The sequence below is a fragment of the Rhizobium centroccidentale genome (genome assembly GCF_030182565.1).
Lineage (GTDB): Bacteria > Pseudomonadota > Alphaproteobacteria > Rhizobiales > Rhizobiaceae > Rhizobium.
Map to the genome: position 1 here is coordinate 25519 of NZ_JAQJCG010000008.1, position 20203 is coordinate 45721.

Sequence of the window (20203 nt, forward strand, 5' to 3'; positions counted from 1 at the left end):
TCAATCTGTACGCCCCCGCCAATACCACCGGCTCAACGAGGAACGCCATCATGACTTTCTATCGGACCACGCGGCTGATGCTGTGCAGTGCCGCCATCCTGTCTTTCGCCAGCTCCGCCTTTGCGCTCGACGGCAATGATCTGCTGAAGAAGATCAACGACGTCTATGGCCAGCAGGGCGGTTCGATTGCTGCCACAGGCATTGATGTCGACGGAAGCACGGTGACGCTGAAGGGCACAAGCTTCAAGCCCGCCGGAATGGAAGACAGCATTCCGCTCGGCGACATCACCCTCGATGGCGTCGAGGAAAACAATGGCGGCTACACGATCGAGGAAATCGATTTTGCGGATGTTGATTTCAACAAGGACGGCGCCTCCGTTTCCGCCACCGACCTCAAGCTGACCGGCGTCGAGATTCCGGCCGACTCGAGCAAGGGCGACCTGAGCTCGCTGCTCTATTACAAGAGCGCCCATGCCGGCGCCGTATCCGTGACCAAGGACGATACCGAAGTGTTCTCGATCGAGGGCGCCGACGCCAACATGAAGAAGCGCGACGACAAGTCGGGCCTCGACTTCGACGCCAAGATCAATGGCATCAAGGCCGATCTCAGCAAGGTCGACGATGCGAAGACCAAGGAAGCGATCGACGCGCTGAAGCTGCAGCAGATCGACGGCACTGTTTCCATGAAGGGCAGCTGGGACATGGGGCCTGGCACCATCAACATCAGCGAATATTCCTTCGACTTCAGGGATATCGGCAAGCTGAATCTCGCCTTCAGCATTTCCGGCTACACGCCTGCCTTCGCCAAGTCGCTGCAGGATGCGCTGAAGACGGTTCGCTCCAATCCGAACCAGCAGGAAGCACAGCAGTCCGCCGGCCTCGCCATGCTCGGCCTGCTGCAGCAGCTCACCTTTAACAGCGCCCAGATCCGCTTCGACGACGCGTCGATTACGGCACGTGCGCTCGATTTTGCCGGCAAGCAACAGGGCGTCACGGGCAAGCAGCTCGCCGACACGCTGAAGGCAATGACGCCGATCATGATGGCGCAGCTCAACATTCCGGAGCTGCAGAATGCCGTCTCCGCAGCGGTCAGCACTTATCTCGACAACCCGAAGAGCCTGACGGTCACCGCCGCTCCCGGCAAGCCGGTACCGGTGCCGATGATCATCGGCGCCGCCATGGGCGCACCGACGACGATCCCGCAGGTTATCGGCCTCAAGGTTTCCTCGAACGACTGAGCGGCCGCTCGTCGAACCATTCAAAACCCGGCGATCTCGGTCGCCGGGTTTTTCTTTGCCTCAAAGCCCGGAGGCTTTTGGAAGCTGATACGTTCTGAGCTCGTTAAGCGCATGGGACATCAGGGCAAGCAGCTCCTCCGTCGTCGCCCCATCGCGCGCCTGAACGGACATGCCCTGCACGATCGCACCGAGAAAACGCGCCAGCGAGCGAGGGTCGGCGTCAGGCCGGATGTCTCCCTCCTCGATACCGCGCGCGATCCGGGCGGTGAAGATATCAAGCGTCTGCAGGCGCATCGATGCGACATGATGGGCGATCGGCTCGTTCTCCTCCGCACAATTCAGTACCGCTGTAGATATCATGCACCCCTTTGGATGCTCCGGGGCCGTGAATATCCTGGCGGAGTTCGTCAGAAAGCGCTCGAAGGCAGTCACGGTATCCAGCTTGTCCTGAAAGGGATTGCCGGGTTCCGGACGAGGCATGCGCCGATATTGATCAAGCGTCTCGCGATAGAGGTCGGCCTTCGAACCGAAGGCCGCATAGAGGCTTTGCGGCGTGATGCCCATCGCCGCCGTCAGATCGGCGATGGAGGAACCGTCATAGCCGTGCTTCCAGAAGGTGTCCCGGGCGGCAGCGAGAACCGTCTCGCGATCGAAGGCCGGTGGGCGTCCGCGCTTGCGCGGTGAAGAATTGTTCTTCTCTTCAATATTTTTCACAATGGTCACTCTAGAATTATTTCCCGACTTGGTTTATTCAGGAATGGTCATTGTGATTATATAAGGTTTTGCCCCATGAGTCTTCCCCTGGAAAATTTCGCACGCATCAGCGACGGCAGCCTTGCTGAAGGCGTCGATGCTGCAATCGATTCCGCCCTAGCCGAAAAGAGGCTGGTCGGGAGTGTCGTTCTGATCGCTCAGGATGGAGAATTGGTCTACGCCCGCGCCGCCGGTCTGGCGGATCGGGAAAACAAAGTCGCAATGCGGGAAGATGCCATCTTCCGCCTTGCCTCCGTCACCAAGCCGATCGTCACCATTGCCGCCATGCGGCTCGTCGAACAAGGCCGTATCGGGCTCGACGATCCGATCACCAAGTGGCTGCCGGATTTCCGGCCGCGTCTGCCGGATGGTGGTGAAGCCGTTATCCGCATCCGGCATCTTCTCACCCACACCTCCGGGCTGGGCTACACATTCGCCGAGGCGCAAGACGGCCCCTATCACAAGGCTGGCGTATCCGACGGGCTGGACACTCCAGGCCGATCATTGGCTGACAACCTCCCGCGCCTCGCCAGCGCGCCCCTTCTCTTCGCGCCCGGCGAAAACTGGCAGTATTCCCTGGCGATGGATGTCCTTGGCGGCATCATCGAGAAGGAAACCGGCGGCCCGCTCGGCGATGCGGTTGCCGATCTTGTCACGAAGCCGCTCGGCCTTTCCGACACGGGCTTCTACGTGCGCGACCGCAGCCGCCTGGCAGCTGCCTATGTGAATGGTACTCCAGGGCCGCAGCGAATGGGCGACGAGGCGCTCGTTCCAATCTTCGACGGCGTGATCCGCTTTGCACCCGACAGGATATTCGATCCCGCGTCCTATCACTCCGGCGGCGCCGGCATGGCCGGAACGGCAAGCGACATCCTTGCCATTCTGGACACGATCAGGAAGGGCGGTGCACCGCTGCTATCGGCCGATACAGTGAAAACCATGATGGCCGATCAGGCGGGCGGGCATATGCAGGCGCAGCAGGCCGGTTTCGGGTTCGGCTACGGCTGGTCCGTTGTCCTCGATCCCCTGGTCGCGCAGGTTCCCTTCTCGGCTGGCGCGATCAAATGGGGAGGCGTCTATGGGCACAGCTGGTTCGTCGACGCCGAAAAGGGCCTGACGGTGGTCGCCCTGACCAATACGACCCTTGAGGGTATGTGGGGCCAGTTCACCATAGATCTGGCGAAGGCGATCTACGCTGCGATCTGACTGACATCGGCCTATTAAGCAAAAAAACCGGCGATTTCGGTCGCCGGTTTTTTGCATTTTGGTAAGCCCTGAAGGACTTAGTCCTTCTTGACCGGCGGTACCGGGCGGATCGCCAGTTCGCGCAGCTGCGTCGGCGTGGCAGCCGAAGGAGCGCCCATCAGCAGATCCTGCGCCTGCTGGTTCATCGGGAACAGCGAGATCTCGCGCAGGTTCTTAGCGCCGACCAAAAGCATGACGATACGGTCGATGCCAAAGGCGGCACCACCGTGCGGTGGTGCACCGTACTGGAAGGCGCGGTAGAGACCGCCGAAGCGCTCTTCGACGTCGGTCTGGCTGAGGCCGACCTTTTCGAAGGCGGCGACCATGGTTTCCGGCGACTGGTTACGGATCGAACCCGAGGCGATTTCGAAGCCGTTGCAGACGGCGTCGTACTGGAACGCCTTGATCGTGAGGGGATCCTGGTTCTGCAGCGCCTCGAGGCCGCCCTGCGGCATAGAGAACGGGTTGTGGGCGAAATCGACCTTCTTTTCTTCCTCGCTCCATTCGAAGAACGGGAAGTCGACGATCCAGCACAGCTCGAAACGGTCGCGATCGACAAGATTCAGCTCTTCGCCGGCCCGGGTGCGGGCTTCACCGGCAAACTTGTAGAACTTGGAGGGATCGCCGGCGACGAAGAAGCAGGCGTCGCCGTCATCGAGGCCGAGCTGGGTGCGGATCGCATCCGTGCGCTCTTCGCCGATGTTCTTGGCAAGCGGGCCTGCGCCAACAGCCTTTTCCGACCAGACACCCAATTCCTTTGCGACACGCTCAAAATAATCCTCTTTGCTTTCGTTTTTATGCTGCGGATGTGCAACCGCATCGAAAACAAATGGATCAGGAACCCCTTCCTTGCGCCAGAAGATGTAGCCGAGGCCCGGCTGGCCCTGGCTCTGCGCCCAGGCGTTCATGCGGTCGCAGAATGCGCGCGAACCGCCGGTCTTGGCCGGGATGGCCCAGACTTCGACCTTCGGGTTGGAGGCGATCATGTTGGCGAAGACCTTGAAGCCCGAGCCGGCAAAATGCTCGGTGACGGCTTCCATGACGATCGGGTTACGCAGGTCCGGCTTGTCGGAGCCGTATTTGCGGATGGCAACATCGTAAGGGATGCGCGGCCACTCCTTGGTGACCGGCTTGCCTTCGGCAAACTCCTCGAACACCTGGGTCATCAGCGGCCCCATCGTGTTCCAGACGTCTTCCTGCGTCACAAAGCTCATTTCGAGGTCGAGCTGGTAGAATTCGCCCGGCAGACGATCGGCGCGCGGGTCTTCATCGCGGAAGCACGGCGCGATCTGGAAATAGCGGTCGAAGCCGGCGACCATCAGCAGCTGCTTGTACTGCTGCGGCGCCTGCGGCAGCGCGTAGAAGGTGCCGGGGTGGATACGGCTCGGCACGAGGAAGTCGCGCGCGCCTTCCGGCGACGATGCCGTCAGGATCGGGGTCGTGTATTCGGTGAAACCGACTTCGCCCATGTGGCGGCGCATCGAGGAAATGACCTGCGTACGCTTGACGATGTTCTTGTGCAGCGTTTCGCGGCGAAGATCGAGGAAGCGATACTTCAGGCGAACGTCTTCCGGATAGTCCGGTTCGCCGAAAACAGGAAGCGGCAGCTCCTTGGCAGCGGAGAGCACTTCGATCTCCTGCGCGTAAAGCTCGATCTCGCCGGTCGGCATGTTCTTGTTGACGGTGTCTTCCGTACGGGCCTTCACGAGGCCGTCGATGCGGATCACCCACTCGCCGCGAACGGTTTCGGCGAGCTTGAAGGCCGGAGAATCAGGGTCGGCAACGACCTGGGTGATGCCGTAGTGATCGCGCAGGTCGATGAACAGCACGCCGCCATGATCTCGGACGCGATGAACCCAGCCGGAGATGCGGACGGTCGAACCGACGTCGGACTTGCGCAGGGCGGCGCATGTGTGGCTGCGATAGCGATGCATAGTATATATCCTGGACTTGGCGGGCCGCGGCGAAAGGACATGCAAGCCCCTCGCCTGCCGACGAGAAAATCGGGCGGAAAAGCGCATGGCACGCCCGATTTGTCAAGGCTCGAACACCGGAAGTCAGCTTAAAGCTGTTTTCAGTCGCTATCCAACACAGCATCCGCAAGTAGCCACTGCGGCGGTTTGGCTACTTCGATGCTATTGCTGAACGCTTCAGTCAACTTTAAACAGGCATCCATATATCGTCGCCCCCGGAGCATAACATGCCGATCCTTACCCGCCGCAATCTGCTCAAAGCTTCAGCCGTTGCCGGCGCCTATGGCGTCGGCCTCGGAATCGCGGGGAAGTTTGCGGGCAAGGCAGCGGCAGCCGAGCCACTCACGCTGAAGACGGCCAAGCTCGAGGTCAATCTCACCGACGGCGGCACGACCCGGAACGTGCTCACCTATGGCAACGCCGGCATGCCGCCGGTGGTGCGCATGAGGAAGGGCGAAGCCTTCGCGGCCCGGCTCATCAACGGCATAGACGATCCGACGACCGTTCATTGGCATGGCATCCGGCTTCCGAACGCTATGGACGGCGTGCCGTTCCTCACCCAGCCGTATGTCTACACCGGCGATCATTTCGATTATACCTTCACGCCGCCGGACGCCGGCACCTTCTGGTATCATCCGCATTGCAACACCTTGGAACAGATGGGCCACGGCATGACCGGCGTCATCGTGGTCGAAAATCCCAAGGATCCCGCCTTCGATTGGGAAGTCGTGCTCAATCTGCGCGACTGGCGGCTTGGCAGCGACGGCCAGTTCATCGCGCAATTCAAGCCGCGCGATGCAGCCAAGTCCGGCACCTATGGCACGGTGCGGACCGCCAACTGGCAGCAGGAGCCGCAATATGACGCACCTTCCGGCGGTCTGGTGCGGCTGCGCATTGCCATTACCGACGTTACGCGCATCTATTCCTTCCGCATGGACGGCGCCGAGGCGACCGTGATCGCGATCGACGGCAATCCCGTACCGCGGCGTTTTCCGCTTGATCTCCTGCAGCTCGGACCGGGACAGCGGCTGGAGCTTGCCGTGCGCATACCCGACAGCGAAGGCGCGATCGTCAAGCTCGAGGACATCAAGGGCACCAATCCGAAGGTACTGGCGACGCTGCGCGCCGTGGGCGCATCATTGAAGCGCGACGTGCGCGATCTGGCGCCGCTCGAAGACAATCCCGTGCGGAAGGCAGATCTCGGTTCTGCCACCCATATTCCGCTGATCCTGAGCTCGACGGCGGAGAATACCGCCGATAACAGTATTTGCGGCTCTCTCGGCTACAGTTTCTGGGCGATCAATAAGGTGCCGTGGCCGGGCGATACGCCCGATCCGACCGCGCCGCTGGCCGAATTAAAGCTCGGCAAGAGCTATGTCATCGACATGGAAAACGTGACGCCGCATAGCCATCCCATCCACCTGCACGGAATGAGCTTTACCGTCATCTCCTCTTCGACGCGGCAGGTGCAGCCCTTCGTCTCCGATACCTATCTGATCCAGCCGGATGAGAAAGTGCAGCTTGCCTTCGTCGCCGACAATCCCGGCGATTGGCTGCTGCATTGCCATATCATCGAACACCAGAAGACGGGCATGACAGGTTACGTACGGGTGGCCTAGCCAGTCGCGAGCCGCTTCGATTTCTGGTTGCCTTGGTCAAAGCCGTCCCTGTTTCCGGCAATTTCAGTGAAAAGCGAAATGCGACAAAGGCTTTGTCCGCGAAAGTATTGACATATCGGGCTGAAAGGAGAAGGAAGTTAAGGAAGTATTTTACCATTGAATGTGTTGATATGATCGAAACTACCGCCCAATTGGAGGCGGCCTGCCAAGAGCTGGCCAAGTCGGAATTCATTACCATCGATACGGAATTCCTGCGAGAAACGACCTTCTGGCCGGAGCTGTGTTTGATACAGATGGCAAGCCCCACCACCGAAGTGCTGGTGGACCCGCTGGCCAAGGGGCTGGATCTGGCACCCTTCTTCGAACTGATGGCGAACCCATCGGTGCTGAAGGTGTTTCATGCTGCCCGCCAGGACATCGAAATCATCTTCCATCGCGGCAATCTCATTCCGCATCCGATCTTCGATACGCAAGTTGCGGCGATGGTCTGCGGCTTCGGCGATTCGGTCTCCTACGACCAACTCGTCAGCCGCATCAAGAACGTCCATATCGACAAGTCGTCGCGCTTCACCGACTGGAGCCGGCGGCCGCTCTCGGAAAAGCAACTCGACTATGCGCTTGCCGACGTGACGCATCTGCGCGACGTTTATCTCTCGCTCAAGGAGCAATTGCAGCGTGAAGGGCGCGCCTCCTGGCTGCAGGAGGAGATGGCGATCCTGGAGGCGCGCGAGACCTACGACCTGCATCCGGACGATGCCTGGCAGCGGCTGAAGATGCGGCTGCGCAAACCGCAAGAGCTGGCGGTGTTGAAATACGTTGCAGCCTGGCGCGAGCGCGAGGCACGTGCCCGCAACGTCCCACGCGCCCGCGTACTGAAGGATGACGCGATCTACGAAATCGCCCAGCAGCAACCGAAGGACACCGAGGCGCTTGCGCGGCTGCGCACCATCCCCAAGGGCTGGGAGCGCTCGGCCGCCGGTACGGCGGTGCTTGAGGCGATCAACGCGGCGCTGGCTCTGCCGAAGGCAGAAATGCCGCATCCGCCGCGCCATCAGCAGGCTCCCGAGGGCACGGCAGCGGCTTCCGAACTGTTGAAGGTCCTTTTGAAGCTTATTGCGGAAAAACATGGCGTTGCTCCGAAGGTGATCGCCAACAGCGACGATCTCGACAAGATCGCCGCGGAAGGAGAGAAGGCCGATGTGGCGGCCTTGACCGGCTGGCGGCGCGATCTCTTCGGCGAGACGGCCCTGCAGCTGATCCAGGGCCAGGTGGCCCTGCGCTTCGTCGGCAAGCGGATCGAGACCGTCGCTCTCTAGCCGCGACATTCTCCTTCCCGGATCCCTTGTAATTGCGTATGATTCGCCGAGCGATATCGCGGCTGCAATCACGATTGCGCCGCAAATTTCGTGGAATGAACGTCTGATGTAATCGTTCTATTCGATGACGTTCCAGTTTGCCGGCGCAATCCCGCGTCGATGACAGACGTCGCTTCTCGGCGGAAAAGTGAATGGGCATTTTCCATTCGATACGCAACTGGATCCTGATATCGCTGTTCGTCGCTTCGACGGGCGTCATTTACGGCAAACTATTCTTTCCGGAATCTCCGATATATATCGGCGGAATCTTCGCCCTGTTCTGCGGCATGCCGCTGCTTGCCTTCGAGCGCCGCATGATCCTGCCGCGGCTGAGTGACTGGATGCATAGGCTGCCAACGCCGGCCTTCATCCTTTCGGCTCTCGTCGTCGATTTCCTGCTGATGAGCGTCGGCTATGCCACCGCAGGCAGCTCCATGAAATTGCTAGGCCTCGTCAAAGCATCATGGGAAGACCTGACGGTGCTGAAGATAGACGTCTATATCTATGCCGTGGTGGTGACTGCCATCGTCATTTTCATCGGGCGCGTGCGGGAATTGCTCGGCCGCGACGTCTTCTCCAGCCTGTTGACCGGCCGTTACCGCAATCCGGTGCAGGAGGAGCGCGTCTTTCTTTTCGTCGATCTCGTCGGCTCCACTGCCTTTGCTGAGGAATATGGCGACTTGAAAACGCAAGAATTCCTCGGTGCGGTGTTCGGCGCCATGGCAGAGCCGGTGCGGCGGCACAAGGGCGCGATCGACGACTATATCGGCGATGCTGCCATCATCACCTGGCCGCTCCAGCGGGGCGTCAAGAATGCCAATTGCGTGCGCTGCGTCTTCAATATCCTCGACGATATCGAAAAGAACGCCGAGACCTGGCTGAAATCCTACGGGAGGGTGCCGCGTCTTAGAGCCGCTCTGCATGGCGGCAATGTCGTGACGGCCGAAATCGGCGTCGACCACCACAAGATCGCCTATTTCGGTGACACGGTGAATACGACCGCAAGGCTGGAGTCACTCTGCAAAACGCTGGAGCGACAGGTGCTGATTTCCAGCGACCTTGCCAGACGGATGGAGCTACCCGACGGGATCATCAAGGAAGAACTCGGCGAACATGCCGTTCGCGGCCGTGATCAGCACCTTGGCGTCATCGCCCTTCACACGCAGGACCGGCAGGCGTTGAAGACCGTTCGCGGCAGATCTTAAACAAGACGAATTGTTGGCTGCAATTCAGCACTGATGCACGCCTGAGCTTCACAGCCCATGGGTTGTCCACAGTCACCAAATCTTCACCTAAGCGTTAATTCGCAGACATGGGTCGCCTGTTAAGCGGAGTTGTTTTTACCACTCTCCACCACAAGGTGACATGATGACCCGAATCCTTTCCGCCTCGACGGCACTCTTCATTCTGCTTGCCGCATCGGCGCAAGCAGACGAGCAGCAATTCAAGGCAAAGCTCGTCGGCCAGGCGATCCTGCCGGCCAACACCATCACTGCCGCCCCCGCCGATGCGCCCGACTTCCTGAAAACGTCAGGCAAGTTCACCACGCCGGATCGCAAGCGCACCGACGCACTCGGCACCGTGCCGGGCAAGGACGGCGCCCGCGTCACCGACCTGAAGCTGCCCTTCGCCGGCCAGCCGATCCAGGGCTTCTCTGGCATCAAGACCATGCCCGATGGCACCTTCTGGACGCTCTCCGACAACGGCTTCGGCTCCAAACAGAACTCCTCCGACGCGATGCTTTTCCTGCATCAGCTGAAATTCGACTGGGACAATGGCAAGGTCGAGGTCGTCAAGAACCTGTTCCTGTCCGACCCGAACAAGAAAGCCCCCTTCCCGATCGTCATGGAAGGCGCCTACAAGCGTTACCTGACGGGCGCCGATTTCGACATCGAATCGATCCAGCCTGTTGCCGATGGCTTCTGGATCGGCGACGAGTTCGGTCCTTACCTGCTGAAATTCGACACGAACGGCCAACTGACCGACGTCTTCGCAACGACGCTCGAGGGCAAGCCGGTCCTGTCGCCCGACAACCCGCTGATCCAGCTGCCCGGCAACCCCACACAGAAGATGCCCGTCTTCAACCTGAAGCGCTCCGGCGGCTTCGAAGGCCTCGCCATGTCGAAGGACGGCTCGAAGCTCTACGGCCTGCTGGAAGGCCCGATCTACAAGGATGACGGCCAGATGGAGAGCGTCGACGGCAAGACGGCCATCCGGGTCATCGAATTCGACATCGCCTCGAAGAGCTGGACCGGCCGCAGCTGGCTCTATCCCTTCGCCGACAAGGGCGTCTCGATCGGCGATTTCAACATGCTCGACGCAACCACGGCCCTGGTCATCGAACGCGACAACGGCGCCGGCACGAAGGACAAAGCCTGCGCCGATCCCAAGCAGCCGAAGCCGGATTGCTTCGAGGCTCCGGCCGAGCTGAAGCGCGTCTACAAGATCGAGTTGAGCGACGCCAATGTCGGCAAGGCCGTCCGCAAGATCGGCTATATCGACCTGCTGCGCATCGAAGATCCGGACCACAAGCGTCGCCAGGGCGGCGGCGAAGGCTTCTACGACATGCCCTTCGTCACCATCGAGAATGTCGACCGCGTCGATGCCACACACATCATCATCGGCAACGACAACAACCTGCCCTTCTCGGCAGGCCGCGCCGTCGACAAGGCTGACGACAACGAATTCAGCCTGCTCGAAGTCGGCGATTTCCTGAGCGCGAAGTAGGAAAAACCACCTCTCCCCTCGGGGAGAAGGTGCCCGAAGGGCGGATGAGGGGGACGCTTTCTGACAGGCAGTTTTCGAGCCTTAGGCGAAAGCCCCTCAACCCGCGCTGTGCGCGACCTTCTCCCCTCGGGGAGAAGGTTGTCTGTCATTCGAAGCAGAAGGCCAGTCGGCGGTTCGTCAGCTTGCCGAGTTGCTGCAGGCGTCCGTCCAGCCGCTCGCCGGCAAAATCGTGATATTCGGCCGGGACGACGAATTCGAGGTCCAGATCCGGGTTTGTCGAGCGGCGGAACGACAGATTGCGCACGATACCGGGCATCGAGGCCGAAAACAGGTAGACGACGCGCAACAGGCCGCCGAGCAGCTTGGCGCGTTCGATGTAGAGCGGCGTTGCGATCGTCGCCAGCGGCTCGGTCGCTCCATCGTCGTTCAAGCCCTCGAAACGATAGTAATTGGCAAGCGCGATGAAGGCGCGGCCGGCATGAGTGATACCGACGAAGGACGTGTGGGCGATGATGTTCAGCGCCTGCAGGCCGCGATAATCCGGATGGGCACGCCAGCTGATATCGGCAAGAAGGCAGGCTGCCTGGCGATAGCGGCTTTCCTCGTCGGTCTCAGTGATGCCGAAAAACGGCAACATCCGCCCCGTCCACTCCGCCAGCTCGCGGGCATGTTCCGGCGAACGCGCGCGCAGGATGGCAAGCTCACCGGCGGCGGTGAGCAGCGGATCGCTGTTGCGCTCCGCCTCGGTCAACAGGGAATAGAGATAACCTTCACGCACGCCCTGGGCGGAGAAGGAGATCACAGAGGGCTTCATCGCGGTCAGCACTTCGCGCATCGCGACCGCGCCGAAGGGCAGCAGCGAACGACGATGCTTGGAAACCGCCTGCAGCGCCGGGTCCTTCGAATCCTTCGATTCGACGATCTGATCCAGAAAGCGGATCATTTCGTCGAGCGGTACTTCATAGCCCTGCATCATGTGCAGCGGATATTTGCGGATTTCCATGTGCAGCTTGGCCACGCTTCGCCATGTGCCGCCGACCGCATAGAAGGTGCGGCCCTCGCCCTTGCTCAATAGCTTGGCCGTCTTGACGTGCTTGCGCGCGAAGCTGCGCGCCTTCTCGATCGAGCCGCCGGCATATTCCGACAGGCGCAGGCCGCCGAGCGGCAGCGTTATGCCTTTGCCGATCTCCCGATCCTTGATGTCGATCAGCTCCAGCGAGCCGCCGCCGAGGTCGCCGGCGATGCCATCGGGGTGGAAAAAACCGCTGATGATGCCGAGCGCGGAAAAGCGCGCCTCTTCTTCGCCCGAAAGTACCCGCACCTTGCGCTGGAGGATGGCTTCTGCCTGATGGATGAACTGCGGACCGTTGCTGGCTTCACGCGCCGCGGCCGTTGCCAAAACGTAGATGGTGGCGGCACGCGCCTGATCGGAGAGTGCCTTGAAGCGATGCAGCGCGGCAAGCGCCCGCGCCACGCTTTCTTCGTCCATCTTTCCCGTCAGTGCTATGCCCTTGCCCAGGCCGCATAGCACTTTTTCGTTGAAGAGGATGGTCGGCGACCGCGAATGGCCTTCATAGACGACGAGACGGACCGAATTCGACCCGATATCGACAACGGAGACAGGGGCGATGCCCGGAAGACGCCCCTGGGCTTCTGATTCAACCATGCAGGTCCAATTTATTTGTTGCGGCCCGACAGCAGCCCAGCGATGAGTTTCGGTGCGCTGGATTTCAAGGCTTCACCACGGCCGGACAGGCTGGGATTGGTCATGAAATACTGCTGTGCATTGAATGGCTCTTTTCCCTGACGCACTTCCATGCGCCGTGAAGTCCCGTCCGGCAATATCTCGTAGCTTTGCTGATTGTCAATGATATTGCCCAGCATGATCTGTGAAAGCACCTGTTCATGCACGGTCTTGTTGGTGAGCGGCACGAGCGTTTCGACGCGGCGATCGAGATTGCGCGGCATCATATCGGCAGAGCCGATATAGACCAGCGCCTTGTCCGACGGCAGGCCGTGACCGTCGCCGAAGCAGAAAATGCGGCTGTGCTCGAGGAAGCGACCGACGATGGACTTGACGCGGATCCTTTCCGAAAGCCCGGGGATCTGGGGACGCAGGCAGCAAATGCCGCGCACGACAAGCTCGATATCGACGCCGGCATTGCTGGCACGATACAGCGCGTCGATGATATCGGGATCGACGAGCGAATTCATCTTCATCCAGATCGCGCCCGGACGGCCGTTCTTGGCATGTTCGATCTCGCCTTCGATATGCTGAAGGATGCGAGGACGCAGCGTATAGGGCGAAACCGCGATCTTCATGCCCTGTTCCGGCTCACCGTAACCGGTAATGAAGTTAAAGATGTTCGCCATGTCATGGGCGATCGTCGGATCGCAGGTGAAGTAGGAAAGGTCCGTGTAAATCTTGGCGGTGACCGGATGGTAGTTGCCGGTACCGAGATGGCAATAGGTGCGAAGCTTGCCGTCTTCGCGACGCACAACCATGGACATCTTCGAATGGGTCTTGAGCTCGATGAAGCCGAAGACGACCTGCACGCCGGCGCGCTCCAGATCGCGCGCCCAGCGGATGTTGGCTTCTTCGTCGAATCGAGCCTTCAGCTCCACCAGCGCCGTAACCGATTTGCCGAGATCGGCTGCATCGATCAGCGCGCGGACGATCGGGCTATCGTTCGACGTGCGGTAAAGCGTCTGCTTTATCGCCAGAACGTCAGGATCCCGAGCAGCCTGGAGAAGGAACTGGACCACCACGTCGAAGGATTCATAGGGATGGTGGACGACCATGTCCTTTTCGCGGATCGCGGCGAAGCAATCGCCGGCATGTTCGCGGACGCGCTCAGGAAATCGCGCATTGTAGGGCTCGAAGCGCAAATCGTCGCGCGGCGCCTTGCAGATTTCCGACAGCGTGTTGAGCGCGAGCAGGCCCGGCAGAACCGCGATGCGGTTTCCCGGGACGTTCAGCGACTCCACCACGAACTGGCGAAGCTCCAGCGGCATTTCGGAATCGGTTTCGATGCGGATCACGGACCCGCGGCGGCGACGCTTCAGCGCCGTTTCGAAGAAGCGCACCAGATCTTCGGCCTCTTCCTCGACTTCGATATCGCTGTCGCGAATGATGCGGAAGGTACCAGAGCCCTGCACCTCGTAGCCGGGATAGAGCCGGTGGATGAAGATGTTCACCACATCCTCGAGCGTGATGTAGCGGATGACGTTGCTGGCATCCGGTAGGCGGACGAAACGGTCCAGCGCCGGCGGCAGTCGCAGCAGCGCCGTCATCGGCTCGCGACCGTTCATGCTCTTCAGCTGCAGCGCGATCGAGAAACCGAGGTTCGGAATGAACGGGAACGGATGGGCCGGGTCGATGGAAAGCGGCGTCAGGACCGGGAAGATCGCCTGCTCGAACTCGGTATGAAGCCACTGACGGTCGGCGTCGGAAAGGGCAGCCGGGCGGACGATCAGAATATCTTCCTTGGCGAGATATTGCTGCAGGACGGCAAGGGAGGCTTGCTGCTCCATCTGCAGATTGTCAATCTCGCGGAGGATATCGTCGAGCTGCTCGGCCGGCGTCTTGCCGTCTGGCGTGCGCACGAGGATCTTCTGGCGGACCTGGCCTTCCAGGCCGGCGACGCGCACCATGAAGAACTCATCGAGGTTGGCGGCGGAAATCGAGAGGAAGCGGACGCGTTCCAGCAGCGGATGAGCGGTGTTCAACGTCTCTTCAAGGACGCGGCGGTTGAACTGCAGCCAGGAGAATTCGCGGTTGATGAAGCGCTCGGGGCTGGTCATCAATTCGCTGACCGGAGGTGCGGCCTCTGGATTTTCCTGGTTGGCGTCCTGATGTTCCGTGAGTGCCGAGTCCATGTTCCACCTACCCTCTTTCCAATCTTGTGCCACCTATATCAGTTTGACGACGGAACTGTGACAGTCGCAGCCAGCTCAATCCGTCTGGCCGGAACCACCCAGCTCGTTCAAGACCTCGGCGGCCAACAGGCGCGTTATCCTTGTTCCTCGAGCCAAAGCCAGCCGGTCCAGCCTGTCGACGATCAGCTGCGCCGCGTTCAGGGAACGCTCCATGCGATTGACGATATAAAGGACGAGTTTGTCATCGATATAAAGCTGGCGGTCGGCGAAGAGCTTGACGATCACCTGCGACAGCAACTCCTCGTCCGGTTCGCCGATCTCGACCACCGTCGCAGCCTTCAGGCGGGAGCGCAGGTCGGGCAGCGTCACCGGCCATGACATCGGCCAGAGCCTGCTCGTCATTAAGAGACTGGTGCCGTTTTCGCGAACGCTGTTGATGACATGAAAGAGTTCGGTATCGTCAAAGCCGAGGCGATCCACGTCTTCGAAGATGACGGGGCCATTCGCCGCTGCGACCGCGGCATCGGAGCCGGCGACAGGATGAATGTGGACGGCGCCGCACCGCTCGGTCCAGATGCTGGCGAGATGCGATTTGCCCGAACCGACGGGCCCCGCCAGGATGACGACCGGCGACGGCCAGTGCGGCCACGCGTCGACGATCCTCACCGCCGCGCTCAAGGGATCGGCGACGAGCAGATCGTCGCGTCCGTTTGCGGGGTCATGCGTAAAGGCCAAGGGCAGCTGCTCGGCGGCCTTGCGCCTTAGATCAGCGTTCTTTGCGTCGGTCATGTCTAGCTATTCTCGGTCTTGCCGGCCTTGGCTCTGCGCGCCTTGCCCGCTTCCGAGCGTCCGTAATAGAGATCACTCTGAAGGTAGCGCGAAAGGGCGAAGCGGACAAGAACGCCGCAGGCGGCAGCGGCAGGAACGGCTATCAGCAGTCCGACGAAGCCGAAAAGCGCGCCGAAGGCAAAAAGGGCGAACATCAGCCAGACCGGATGCAGGCCGACGCTTTCGCCGACGAGCTTCGGCTGCAGCACATTGCCTTCCAGGAACTGACCAGTGAAGAAGACGACGAGCGTCAGGCCGACCCAGAGATAGTCCGGCCAGAACTGAACGAGCGCGACGCCGACGGCCAGAACGAGACCGACCATCGAGCCGACATAGGGAATGAAGCTGATCATGCCGGCGAAAAGGCCGATCAGCAGGCCGAAGTTCAGGCCGACCAGCGAGAGACCGACACCGTAATAGACGCCGAGGATAATGCATAGCGAACCCTGTCCCCGGATAAAGCCGGCGATCGCCTGGTCAATCTCGCGGGCGATCTGGCGAACGGTGGCGACATGATCGCGCGGGATCCAGTCGTCCACCTTGGCGACCATCCGATCCCAGTCGAGCAGCATATAGAAGGCGACGACGGGTGTGACGACCATCAGCGAGAGAATGTTGACCAGCGCCTTGCCGGAGCTCCAGAGCTGCGCGAACAGGCCGCCGACAAAACTCAGACCCTCGGACATGATGCTGGAGAAATTGTCCTTGATCGCGCCGAGCTGATTGCGGATCCAATCCGGCAGCACCATCGTCTGCGCCTTGGCGATCAGCTGCTGAATCTGCTGCACATAGGTCGGAATGTGCTGGATGAAATCGTTGAACTGATTAACGATGATCGGAATGAAGATCGTCAGTGCCAGCGCGAAGATCAGCACGAAAGAGACGAGGATCACCACCGTCGCCATCAGGCGGCTGAGGCCGATCCGCTCCAGCCGGTCGGCGACCGGATCGAGGAAATAGGCGACCGCCATGCCGGCGATGAACGGCAGCAGGATTGTACTGAAGATATAGATAAAGGCGATGAAAGTGACGAGCACGATCACCCAGAAGGTGACTTGACGCTTGAGGCTCGCCCCGCTGACCTTTTGCTCCATCGTCTTCCCCGTTACTTCGCGCTCGCTTGCCGTGTGCTTAGGACATAGGATGATGCCGCAATTATGGTCAAGCCTGAGACTGGAAATCCGCCTCGGGCAATGGGAAGCGGGGAAAATCGAAGGGTTTGCGGCGCTTGCGCCTTGCATAAAGGCCCCTATCATGCAATGGCGACCCGATCAAAGCCCTGTCATAATGGACGGGCGGCCATCGGAGGCGGAAGCATGAGCCAGTCTGGAAAAAACGGTCTGACCTATAGCGACGCGGGTGTCGATATCGATGCCGGCAACCTGCTGGTCGAAAAGATCAAGCCTGCCGTCCGTTCGACGCGCCGGCCGGGTGCGGATGGCGAGATCGGCGGCTTCGGCGGCCTGTTCGACCTCAAGGCTGCCGGCTTCACCGATCCGGTGCTGGTTGCCGCCAATGACGGCGTCGGCACCAAGCTCAAGATCGCGATCGACGCCAACTATCATGACACCGTCGGCATCGACCTCGTTGCCATGTGCGTCAACGATCTGGTCGTCCAGGGTGCCGAGCCGCTGTTCTTCCTCGACTACTTCGCCACCGGCAAGCTCGACCCGGACCAGGGAGCCGCGATCGTCGGCGGCATTGCTGCCGGCTGCCGCGATGCAGGCTGTGCGCTGATCGGCGGCGAAACGGCTGAGATGCCGGGCATGTACTCCCATGGCGATTACGATCTGGCGGGCTTTGCCGTCGGTGCGGCCGAGCGTGGCCAGCTGCTGCCGTCGGGCGATATCGCCGAAGGCGACATCATTCTCGGGCTCGCCTCGTCAGGCGTTCATTCCAACGGCTTTTCGCTGGTGCGCAAGATCGTCGAGCTTTCCGGGCTCGGCTGGGATGCACCGGCTCCCTTCGCCGAAGGCAAGGCGCTTGGCGAAGCATTGCTGACGCCGACGCGCATCTATGTGAAGCCGCTGCTGAAAGCCATCCGCGAAACCCATGCCCTTAAGGCCCTCGCCCACATCACCGGCGGCGGCTTTCCGGAGAATATTCCGCGCGTACTGCCGAAGCATTTCGCCGCCGAAATCGATCTGGCCGCCGTCAAGGTGCCGCCGGTCTTCTCGTGGCTTGCCAAGACAGGCGGCGTCGAGGCCAAGGAAATGCTGCGCACCTTCAACTGCGGCATCGGCATGATCGTCGTCGTTGCTCAAGAGAATGTCGAAGCCGTGAAAGCCGTGCTTGAGGCTGAAGGCGAAGCAGTCGTTACGCTCGGCCGCATGGTCGCTCGCGAAGAAGGCGCTCCCGGCACTGTCTATAAGGGCACGCTCGCTCTATGACCACGCCGCGCAAACGCGTCGTCGTCTTCATCTCGGGCGGCGGCTCCAACATGCTGGCCCTTCTGAAAGCCACCAAGGCAACGGACTACCCTGCCGAGATCGTCGGCGTCATCTCCGACAAGGCTGATGCGGGTGGCCTCGCAAAGGCTGCGGCTGAGGGCATTGCGACCTTCGCTTTCGTGCGGAAGGAATTTGCCAGCAAGGAAGCCCATGAAGAGGCGATCCTTGCACAACTGGAAGCCCTCTCGCCCGATATCATCTGCCTCGCCGGCTATATGCGGCTACTCTCGGGCCGCTTCATCCAGGCTTACGAGGGCCGGATCATCAACATTCATCCGTCGCTGCTGCCGCTTTTTCCTGGCCTGCACACGCATCAGCGTGCGATCGATGCCGGCATGCGCATTGCCGGCTGCACCGTGCATTTCGTCACGGAAGGCATGGATGAAGGCCCGGTCGTCGGCCAGGCTGCCGTGCCTGTCTTGACCGACGATACCGCCGACAGCCTTGCCGCCCGCGTGCTTACGGTCGAACATCAGATTTATCCGCAATCGCTGCGGCTGGTGGCGGAAGGCAAGGTCAGGATGGAAGGCGGCAAGGCCGTGAGCCTCGGTAAAACACCCGCTGTCGATGGACGGCAGATTTTGTCACTGCTTGGGGATGCAGGTTAAATAAGGAATTCTGTGGCTAAACGCCCCCTCATCCGCCCTTCGGGCACCTTCTCCCCAAGGGGAGAAGGGAGAAGCGCTTCAGGTGCTCCCCTTTCAGCAAAGCCATCGCGTTTGGGGTTATGCAACTTCCTTTGAAGCGGAAGTCTAGTCTTCCCGGCAAAGTGCTTTTTGCCGGGATCGGCGTTTATAGCGACCCTCCTTCTCCCCTCGGGGAGAAGGTGCCCGAAGGGCGGATGAGGGGGAGCCAGTGTCTCACCCTCACAATCTTTCTCAAGCCGCAATCGCCATCAGCGGGTGCAGCGTGCCGTCGCTATAGACGATGCGGCCGCTGCGGAAGGTTGCGCGAATGCGGTGAACCGAACCGGGCTCGACTGCCACCAGATCGGCAAGCTGGCCGACAGCAATCTCACCTCGATCCATCAGACCCGCCGAACGCGCGGCGTTGGAGGTTGCCGTCGCAACGGCAGCCGGCAGACCGCCAGTAACAACATCCGCAATCTTGAAGATGGCCGGCACGAAGGCTGCGGGGTGATAATCGGCGGCGATGATGCCAAGCAGACCGGACCGAGCTGCATCCAGGGCGCTGAGATTGCCGGACATGGACTGGCCGCGCAGCGCGTTCGGCGCACCCATCAAGGTCCAGAGACCGCGGCGGCAGGCTTCTTCCGCAGCTGGCCCCGTCACCGGAAATTCGCTGATCGTCACGCCGAGATCGTGCATCGCTGCCACCTTCTCGGGGCTGTCGTCATCATGCGAGGCGAGCGACAGCTTGTGCTTCAACGCAAGTTCAACCACGTCACGAAGCTTGCGCTCGATCTTAGGGTCCTCGCGCTGCGCGATGCGCTGTGCGACGACTTCCTCGGCGGCCTCCCGCGACATGGAGCGGCGCTCCGACATGCTGCGGATATAGCTTTCGATGTCGTTATACTGCCCCTGCCCCGGTGTATGGTCGGTCAGGGAAACCATGTCGACGGAGCCCTCCTCCAGCAGCCGCTCCAGGGTCGGTGCCGCGCCGAGATTGGTGATTTCGTAGCGTGCATGGACACGGTGGTCGATCAGGAGCTCGTCGCGCAGGCTGCCGATGCCGCGAATGACAGCCGAGGTGGTTTCGAGCGAGCGAACGTGGCCGTAGACGCTTTCGGTCGCAAAAGAGAGCGCCGCAAAGGCCGTGGTGACGCCAGCCGCCGCCAGCTTCTTGTCCAGCTCGTGAATGCCGAAATCGATCGGCATCATCGCATTCGGCCGCGGCGCGATCTCGCGCTCCACCATGTCACAATGCAGGTCGACGAAGCCCGGCATCAGCAAACGGCCACCGCCGTCGAAAGTCGGCTGTTCCACCGGCTCCGAGCGGATCTCGGCAATCACCCCGTCCTCGATGCGCACCGCGCCCTTTTCGACGACCTCATTGGGAAGAACGAGCGTGAAATTGCTGAGCCACATCGGCTTTCTCCTGAAACAGCGTCCATGATCGAAGGAGGCTCGGAAACATTCGAATGTTTCCGGCCAGCACGCCCCGGTAAGCTCGATT

General features: G+C 60.8%; 15 protein-coding genes. 8 read left to right on the forward strand and 7 right to left on the reverse strand.

The genetic code is table 11. The features are described from left to right. Positions 1 to 50 precede the first annotated feature (50 nt). On the forward strand, positions 51 to 1238 hold the full coding sequence (locus PH562_RS12610; protein ID WP_113229592.1) for a YdgA family protein: 1188 nt from the start codon (positions 51 to 53) through the stop codon (positions 1236 to 1238). Between the two features lie 60 nt (positions 1239 to 1298). Here the strand turns inward: PH562_RS12610 and PH562_RS12615 are convergent, their stop codons facing one another. Next, positions 1299 to 1961 carry a TetR/AcrR family transcriptional regulator gene (locus PH562_RS12615; RefSeq protein WP_285173397.1) on the reverse strand — a complete coding sequence of 221 codons (663 nt, stop codon included), beginning with the start codon at positions 1959 to 1961 and terminating at the stop codon, positions 1299 to 1301. A 66-nt stretch (positions 1962 to 2027) separates the two neighbouring features. Here PH562_RS12615 and PH562_RS12620 point away from each other — a divergent pair, with 66 nt between their 5' ends. Continuing rightward, entirely contained in the window at positions 2028 to 3197 is a 1170-nt protein-coding gene (locus PH562_RS12620; RefSeq protein WP_285173399.1) for a serine hydrolase domain-containing protein, read from the forward strand. Positions 3198 to 3274: 77 nt separating this feature from the next. On the opposite strand, the gene aspS is transcribed toward PH562_RS12620, so the two are convergent. Then, on the reverse strand, positions 3275 to 5170 hold the full coding sequence (gene aspS / locus PH562_RS12625; protein ID WP_285173401.1) for an aspartate--tRNA ligase: 1896 nt from the start codon (positions 5168 to 5170) through the stop codon (positions 3275 to 3277). A gap of 266 nt (positions 5171 to 5436) precedes the next feature. Here aspS and PH562_RS12630 point away from each other — a divergent pair, with 266 nt between their 5' ends. The 4 genes from PH562_RS12630 (at position 5437) to PH562_RS12645 (ending at position 10910) form a co-directional block, all read left to right on the forward strand. Next, positions 5437 to 6828 (forward strand): multicopper oxidase family protein, encoded by a 1392-nt coding sequence (locus PH562_RS12630; RefSeq protein WP_285173403.1) that lies wholly within the window; start codon positions 5437 to 5439, stop codon positions 6826 to 6828. Between the two features lie 170 nt (positions 6829 to 6998). Beyond that, positions 6999 to 8144: a ribonuclease D gene (rnd, locus tag PH562_RS12635; RefSeq protein WP_285173405.1), complete on the forward strand. Its 1146-nt coding sequence runs from the start codon at positions 6999 to 7001 to the stop codon at positions 8142 to 8144. A gap of 191 nt (positions 8145 to 8335) precedes the next feature. Then, positions 8336 to 9388, forward strand: coding sequence for an adenylate/guanylate cyclase domain-containing protein (locus PH562_RS12640; protein ID WP_113229587.1), 1053 nt, complete (start codon positions 8336 to 8338; stop codon positions 9386 to 9388). Positions 9389 to 9551: 163 nt separating this feature from the next. Continuing rightward, positions 9552 to 10910 (forward strand): esterase-like activity of phytase family protein, encoded by a 1359-nt coding sequence (locus tag PH562_RS12645; RefSeq protein ID WP_285173641.1) that lies wholly within the window; start codon positions 9552 to 9554, stop codon positions 10908 to 10910. 145 nt (positions 10911 to 11055) lie between these two features. Here the strand turns inward: PH562_RS12645 and ppx are convergent, their stop codons facing one another. The 4 genes from ppx to PH562_RS12665 form a co-directional block, all read right to left on the reverse strand. Further along, positions 11056 to 12576, reverse strand: a complete 1521-nt coding sequence (gene ppx / locus PH562_RS12650) for an exopolyphosphatase (RefSeq protein WP_113229586.1) — start codon at positions 12574 to 12576, stop codon at positions 11056 to 11058. An 11-nt stretch (positions 12577 to 12587) separates the two neighbouring features. Continuing rightward, positions 12588 to 14789: an RNA degradosome polyphosphate kinase gene (locus PH562_RS12655; protein ID WP_113229585.1), complete on the reverse strand. Its 2202-nt coding sequence runs from the start codon at positions 14787 to 14789 to the stop codon at positions 12588 to 12590. 75 nt (positions 14790 to 14864) lie between these two features. Continuing rightward, positions 14865 to 15578 (reverse strand): DnaA regulatory inactivator HdaA, encoded by a 714-nt coding sequence (hdaA, locus tag PH562_RS12660; RefSeq protein WP_285173408.1) that lies wholly within the window; start codon positions 15576 to 15578, stop codon positions 14865 to 14867. A 2-nt stretch (positions 15579 to 15580) separates the two neighbouring features. After that, the gene (locus PH562_RS12665; protein WP_113229583.1) at positions 15581 to 16711 is read right to left on the reverse strand and encodes an AI-2E family transporter; all 1131 of its coding nucleotides are present in this window, start codon (positions 16709 to 16711) and stop codon (positions 15581 to 15583) included. 222 nt (positions 16712 to 16933) lie between these two features. On the opposite strand from PH562_RS12665, the gene purM reads away from it, so the two are divergent. Together purM and purN are read left to right on the forward strand one after the other, a co-directional pair. Further along, positions 16934 to 18007: a phosphoribosylformylglycinamidine cyclo-ligase gene (gene purM / locus PH562_RS12670; RefSeq protein WP_285173411.1), complete on the forward strand. Its 1074-nt coding sequence runs from the start codon at positions 16934 to 16936 to the stop codon at positions 18005 to 18007. Beyond that, on the forward strand, positions 18004 to 18675 hold the full coding sequence (gene purN / locus PH562_RS12675; protein WP_285173413.1) for a phosphoribosylglycinamide formyltransferase: 672 nt from the start codon (positions 18004 to 18006) through the stop codon (positions 18673 to 18675). Before purM ends, purN begins: the two co-directional genes overlap by 4 nt. A gap of 270 nt (positions 18676 to 18945) precedes the next feature. Here the strand turns inward: purN and PH562_RS12680 are convergent, their stop codons facing one another. Then, positions 18946 to 20115 (reverse strand): alpha-D-ribose 1-methylphosphonate 5-triphosphate diphosphatase, encoded by a 1170-nt coding sequence (locus PH562_RS12680; protein WP_285173414.1) that lies wholly within the window; start codon positions 20113 to 20115, stop codon positions 18946 to 18948. Positions 20116 to 20203 lie beyond the last annotated feature (88 nt).